This window comes from Psychrobacter sp. 1U2, assembly GCF_051847575.1.
In genome coordinates, this window is record NZ_JBPYDC010001742.1 from 1 (window position 1) to 534 (window position 534).

Consider the following 534-nt stretch of genomic DNA (forward strand, 5'->3'; position numbering starts at 1 on the left):
GAATGTGATGTGTTAACTAAAGATGCTTACGACGTGTCTGCTTATCATGTACCGGTGCGCCTCTTTTATCCTAGCTTGCCTGACGCTTCAATAGTTCAGACTGAGCAGACACCACTACCCGTGATGCTGTACTTTCATGGTGGCGGTGGTACAGCAGGTAGCGTCTCTGTTTATCATCAAATTTTATGTCGTTTAGCGAAACATACAGGGCACATTATTGTTGCACCAGAATACCGCCTTGCACCAGAAAACCCCTACCCCTGCGGCCAAAACGATGCTTGCACGGCTTTGCTTAGATTACCTGCACTACTTGCCCACCATCACATTAGCACAAACAAATTAGTAGTAGCTGGAGACAGTCATGGTGGAGCATTAGTCACCAATCTGCTACGTGACCCTAGAATAATAAAGTCAGGCATAATAAATGATATCAGCGCTCAAGTACTGATATATCCAAGTGTTGACTTTACTATGAGCTGTCCCTCTATTGAAAAATATGCCAATGGTTATCTGCTCAGTCAAGCACGCATCAAT

General features: G+C 44.4%; 1 protein-coding gene. It reads left to right on the forward strand.

What is annotated here, in order from left to right; all coding sequences use genetic code 11:
* Positions 1-534, forward strand: a 534-nt coding sequence (locus tag ACS8FD_RS24165; protein WP_439277712.1) for an alpha/beta hydrolase fold domain-containing protein, incomplete at both ends; no start/stop codon positions are given.